Origin of the sequence: Enterovibrio gelatinilyticus (assembly GCF_028683095.1) — a bacterium.
GTDB classification, from domain to species: Bacteria; Pseudomonadota; Gammaproteobacteria; order Enterobacterales; family Vibrionaceae; genus Enterovibrio; species Enterovibrio gelatinilyticus.
In genome coordinates this window covers 1-1,359 of the sequence record NZ_JAJUBC010000076.1, presented here as the reverse complement: position 1 = coordinate 1,359, position 1,359 = coordinate 1, and the positions used below count along the sequence as shown (strand labels likewise).

Here is a 1,359-nt window from a genome sequence, read left to right as displayed (position 1 = left end):
TACGCTGTAATTTTACTTACACGTAAGCTGTGACTGTGAGCGCCGAACCACAGTGGTTTTCTCAACAAAAAAGCGGTTTGGTTTTGGATCGCCGCTCACCATTGAAAGTGTTGCAAACAAGCCATCAATGGCCAGAAAAGATCAATCATCCCAAGGGCTGCTTGCACAGGCAAAAAGCGAGGTTCGGCTATTCAAACGGATTGGGTGGCAGCTTTATAACAAAGGTTTTCAAGGCGGACGCAAAACATTCCCGCAAATTTTGTTATATCAATTTATGGCGATTACGGTGGCTTTTTTGCGTAAGACTAATGTTTTACGCCCCTTAAAACGACGTTATGCCTTATTTGGAAAAGGACTTTCTTGATGAATGAATTAGCTAATGAACTAGAAAACAAAGGATTCAACACTGAGATTAAAGGGAACAAGATAAGCATTCGTCTTGGTGGTTTGACCAACCCTGTCTCGGTTACTCATGACTTGGCAAAAGGCAAATATGTTGTTGGAACTAGAGACTTACCTCTAGGTGTCATTTATACGTTTCTACTGGCTACGTCTCTATACGGGTTGTTGAGTTCCATCAGCTTTATTAGCACTCTTCTGATTGCGGCTTGTGCTGTTGGATTTACGTCTTTAATTATTACTGAGTTGAGAGTTCGTCCGCTAAGAGAAGTAATAGAGCAGCTGAATTGTCAAACACAGGCATAACAAAACTATAAACGTGGACGTTTACTCGTGGCGCATTTTTCCATAGAAACGCAGTGATTTAGGCGTTTCAATCAGTTTGGGTGAGTAAACGCCCGTTATCGTGACGTTATGCAACCAGTTAACTACAAGGCTATGAATATAAAATTAGAGTTAGAGAAAGTAAGTAAAAATCCGGCTAAACAGAAAATAGTAAAGCACTATTTGCTGGACTGCTGCGCAAAACTCGTGAGATTTAGATCTAGCGGTCGTTTACCAAAGAATTTACAAATTGCTAAAAAATTTTTGAGTGGTTTCGCCAATCAGAAAGAAATTCACCAAGCCGAATGGGAATTGGAAGGCGAAGCCTTTGGTGTCGAGTATTTCTCGCAAGAAGGCATACAATTCTACTTTAGAGCAAGGAAGGATATTAGTGCTGACCTAGTTAAGGTGAGAATTTCTAAAGGACTTTCCAATAACGCTTCTAGAAAGTATTTGGAGGATATGGCTTACTTTATAGATCATGTATTCAGTCATATTGAGTGCTCATCCAATTGGCTATTTAGAGAAGAGTGCGAGCAGTTTATGTGTCCAAGGATATATTCGAAGTATTTTGGAGTGGCTGCATAACAAATAAGAATAAGTGTCGCGCAGCCGACACTTTATTCGGGTGTTGAG

Annotated in this window: 3 protein-coding genes; all 3 read left to right on the top strand. The window is 40.3% G+C overall.

From position 1 onward, the window contains the following. Positions 1-52 precede the first annotated feature (52 nt). Entirely contained in the window at positions 53-364 is a 312-nt protein-coding gene (locus LRP50_RS25245) for a hypothetical protein (protein ID WP_274167150.1), read from the top strand. Beyond that, the gene (locus LRP50_RS25240; RefSeq protein ID WP_274167149.1) at positions 364-705 is read left to right on the top strand and encodes a hypothetical protein; all 342 of its coding nucleotides are present in this window, start codon (positions 364-366) and stop codon (positions 703-705) included. The genes LRP50_RS25245 and LRP50_RS25240 overlap by 1 nt, the downstream gene beginning before the upstream one ends. Before the next feature lie 108 nt (positions 706-813). Beyond that, positions 814-1,311, top strand: coding sequence for a hypothetical protein (locus LRP50_RS25235; RefSeq protein WP_274167148.1), 498 nt, complete (start codon positions 814-816; stop codon positions 1,309-1,311). Positions 1,312-1,359 lie beyond the last annotated feature (48 nt).

Coding starts and splice junctions, on each gene's coding strand:
- LRP50_RS25240 (WP_274167149.1), top strand. CDS start 364: ATGAATGAATTAGCTAATGAACTAGAAAACAAAGGATTCAACACTGAG.
- LRP50_RS25235 (WP_274167148.1), top strand. CDS start 814: ATGCAACCAGTTAACTACAAGGCTATGAATATAAAATTAGAGTTAGAG.